Source organism: Caldisericum sp., from assembly GCA_022759145.1.
Lineage (GTDB): Bacteria > Caldisericota > Caldisericia > Caldisericales > Caldisericaceae > Caldisericum.
Window position 1 is genome coordinate 1 of sequence record JAEMPV010000092.1, and the last position, 4,184, is coordinate 4,184.

Here is a 4,184-nt window from a genome sequence, read left to right on the forward strand (position 1 = left end):
CATCCCAGGAATCTTTAATTTACTTTTGCGTGAATCCAACACCATAAAGAACCCCACCTAAAAAGTATTAATAATAGATTTAGTTATTACGCTGCATAAAGCACTTCGATATGCTCGTAAATTTGCGTTGTAAGGTTATTGATTTGGTCGAAGTCTACATTATCACCCATCGAATTTGCTAAAATCTGCTTTATCTGGACTCTAATTTTCGACCTTAAAGTTTCTTTCTTATTCCAATCAACAACCTTTATGTAGCCGCCAATCCTTTTAATAATTTCCCTTGCAACTGTCTTAATTTCTTCGTCGTTTCTAAAAATACCTTCTTTTAATAGCATATCGTAGAAGGCAAGCTCCTCCTCAGTTAAACCTAATTCTTTTCCTTCCTGAACTTTTTTTCTTATCTCTTTTGCAATCTCAATCAACTCATTAATAACATCTATGGTATCGATCAACTTTACATTGTATCTATCAATAATTCCTTTCAATATCTCATACAATGATTTATACCTGAACGGATTACTCCTCATTCTTGCTCTAATTTCATCATTTAACAACTTAGCAAGTAAATCAGCCGCATAATTTTTGTATTGCATGTTCCTGAATTGTTCAAGAAATTTATCATCAAGGATGGAAATGTCAGGTTTGTCTTTTTGAATTAAAGAGAAGATATCAACTGGTTCCTCAGCAGAAATACTTTTCGAGATTAACTGATTTATTTCGTATTCGATGTCCCTTGAGATATCCTTCTTAGACTGGCTATACTTAACTACCATCTTTTTAATCATCTCAAAAAATCGAATATCGTCTTTGATTTTGATTGTCTCGGGATGAGGACTTGCAAGAGCATATATCTTTTTCAGAGCAAGGTAATTTCTTATAAATTTTTTCTTTTGCTCGTCTGTTTGAAGTGCATTATAAGCAGAAACAACAATTCGTGCTAAATCCTCTTGTTTCATAAACTTCCAGTTCTTGTAGTCAATGCCGTAAAACATCGAAGAGACAATGTCGTATTTTTCTTTAAGGAGATTTATAACCTTGTTCAAATCAGTTAAGACTTTATCTATAGCTTCAATTGTATATTTGCTTAGAGATTTTCTCAAATCATCTGCAATACCTATATAGTCAACAACTAAACCTGCAGGTTTATCTTTAAAAACTCTATTAACCCTTGCAATTGCCTGGACGAGATTGTGATTCTTCATAGGTTTATCAAAATACATTGTATGGAGACACGGAACATCAAACCCAGTCAAAAGCATATCAACAACTATAACCATTTCTGGATCCTTATTTGGGTCTTTAAAGTTATTTAGCAGTTCTTCCATTTCTGCTTTGTTCCTTATGTGTTGGTGAAATTCCTTTGGATCTCTCTGCTTATTACCTGACATTACTATTTCGACATTCGGCGCATTTGGTTGTCTCTTTATCGCTTCGTAAAGGGCAACTGCAACTTTCCTTGAAATTACAACAACCATCGCCTTTCCCGATAGAACTTCTTTTCTTTTATTGAAATGTTCGACTATATCCCTTGCAATTTTGTCAATTCTTTCCTCATTTAATACAAGGTTTTCAAGCCTTGCGAATTTTCGCTTCAAAGTTTCTTTTGCTTCAGAATCAAGGTCTTCAGATATCTCTTCAAATTCTTCGTCAATAAATTCGTTCGTTAGGTGGAGTTCTGCAAGTCTCGCTTCATAATATATTGGCACAATGACCTTGTGTCTCAGTGCCTTATCCATTGGATAGATGCTTATTGGTTCGCCAAATACAAGGTATGTGTCCCTGTCCTCAATTTCAATTGGCGTTGCTGTAAATCCCATAAACGAAGCATTAGGAATTGCCTTTCTTAAATTCTGCGCAAGTTCCTTATATTGGCTTCTGTGGGCTTCATCTGCAATAACAATTATGTTTCTCCTTTCAGTAAGAAGAGGATATTCGGTAGAATTAACAGTTCCAAATTTCTGGATTGTTGCAAAGATTATGCCACCGGGCATATTCTTTATTTTGTCTTGAAGGTCTTTTATACTTTCTGCTTGCTTTGCAATTGGTATTTGAGAGAACAATCCATAGAGTTGCTCGTCAAGATTTTTTCTGTCGGTAATAAAAAGCAAAAGTGGATTTTCGAGTTCTTTAATTTTTAATACTTTTAGAGCATAGAAGAGCATTGTTAAGGATTTTCCAGAGCCTTGTGTGTGCCACACAACGCCAATCCGTCGCTCGTCTGGCGTTTTCCCCTTGGTAACACACTCTTTGGTCTTCAAAACTGCTTTTCTAACAGCATAAAATTGGTGATATGATGCAATTTTCTTTTCAAATTTTTCGCCGGATTTCTCGTAAAATACAAAATCATTTATGTATTCAAGCAAATGTTCTTTATTAAAAAGTCCTTTAATGAGAATTTCAAGCGAGGTTAATTCAGTTCCATTGTAAAAGTATCTAAAAAATCCCTCGTCTATTTCTTCGACCCTTAGGTCATCATCACTCAGAATTCCTTCCCAAACAAAAAATCTCTCCCAATTGCTTGTAGGTGAACCGTACTTAGTTTCGTAGCCATCAGATGCAACCACTATCTGAGAATAAGCATAAAGTTGCGGAATATCCTCTATTTTCCTCTTATGATCTAAAAATGCATCCTTTGCTGTTTCGTTTGCATTGAAACTTTTAAGTTCAAAAACTGCAATGGGGAGACCGTTTATAAAAACGACAACATCAGGTATTCTGTAAATATCTTTCTCGTATTGATACTCAACCTTAAACTGATTTGAAACGAGAAAGTCATTATTTTCGGTATTTTCAAAGTCTATTAATTTGGCGATTCTGGTTTTTTCTTCCCTGCCATCCCTCGTAGTAATCTTAACACCTGTTGTGAGAAGTTCATAAAATGTTTTTCCTTTCATAACAAAATCGGGATGATCAAGCTCAATAACTTTCCTATAAACCTCTTCTGCAAGATTGTCGGTAAGCCAGGGATTTATTTTCTTAATTGAACTTAAGAATCTCCTCTTTAAGACGCAATGCCTATACGAATCCCTTTCGCCGAATTCAGGAATAAGTTCCGAGCCGTGGATATAAGAATACCCATTTTGCTTAAACCAATCTATTACAGGTTTCTCAACGGTATCTTTTTCTGTAAGAGATGGTACCATATTAATAACCTTTTCCTATTTTCCCCCAAGCTTCTCTAAATTTCAGGTAACCTTGGGGCTGTAGCCAATATGAAGTCTTACTGTCTTTAACGCCTTTGTGTATGTTTTTCTTAACATCATCGGGTGTTAAAATATAAACCTCAGGCTTATCAGTAAATACTTCAGTACATACAATAACAAAGTCAGCCATAATTTCAAGTTTTGAGCCAAAAGGCACAGGATTCCTTCTTGAAAGTGCTTTAACCTGAATTGTAAATTTTCTCTCTCCATTCAAGTCGTATATTATAATATCGACGCCTTTTGCATTTCTTGTGGTTGGTAAACAATTCCAACCTTTCCTGGATAACTCGTAGCACACATAAAAAAGTCCGATATTACCTATCAACTGGCTTGGCAGTTTTTCCAAATTCATACCTCCTCGATCCTTAATTTTCCAAAAACAAGTAACGGCAAAAGCGTATCTCTTACTTTGCGAAGAGCCATAATTTCTTTTTGGTTGAGGATAATTTTTTGGAAGAGTGGCTCAACAATGGAATGGAATTTTTGAAGAATAGGGAAGGGAGACAAAGGCAAAAGATAATTTTTTAAGGCGTTTATGTCCGCTCGTTGCCTTCCAGAAGTTCCGCTCATACTGTTTATGGCTAACTCTCTAAAATCCTCGCTTTTCGCAAGCAAATAAGCAAATTCTTTAAGATAATTGCTCCTTGGATGCAAAACAAAAAACTCTGTGCTTCCAAAACCTTTTTCATGTTCATTTATGAACCAAACATAAGCAGTCTTTCCATTCTCCAACGACGGTGTAATACGCGCTAGCAAAGTATCACCACTATAATATTTGACACCAGAACCTGTAAACTCCTTAAAACTATATTCGCAGGTTAAAGATTTTGTAGATACATCTTTCATTTCAACAAAATGGTACAACTTTCTAAATTCCAATTTTACCGATGGGTTATATTCTATAATTTCGCTACTCTTTTTAACTACCCACCCCTTCGGTATCTCTCTTCCCAGTTCTTCATTATAAACAAACTCTTCGTT

At 35.3% G+C, this 4,184-nt stretch carries 3 protein-coding genes; all 3 read right to left on the reverse strand.

Annotated elements, in window-relative coordinates; all coding sequences use genetic code 11:
• Window positions 1-86: 86 nt before the first annotated feature.
• The gene (locus JHC30_06005) at window positions 87-3,143 is read right to left on the reverse strand and encodes a type I restriction endonuclease subunit R (protein MCI4463704.1); all 3,057 of its coding nucleotides are present in this window, start codon (window positions 3,141-3,143) and stop codon (window positions 87-89) included.
• A 1-nt stretch (window position 3,144) separates the two neighbouring features.
• The gene (locus JHC30_06010) at window positions 3,145-3,555 is read right to left on the reverse strand and encodes a hypothetical protein (GenBank protein ID MCI4463705.1); all 411 of its coding nucleotides are present in this window, start codon (window positions 3,553-3,555) and stop codon (window positions 3,145-3,147) included.
• Window positions 3,552-4,184: restriction endonuclease subunit S (locus JHC30_06015; GenBank protein ID MCI4463706.1), on the reverse strand; the 633-nt coding region annotated here is incomplete at its 5' end. The genes JHC30_06015 and JHC30_06010, both read right to left, overlap by 4 nt.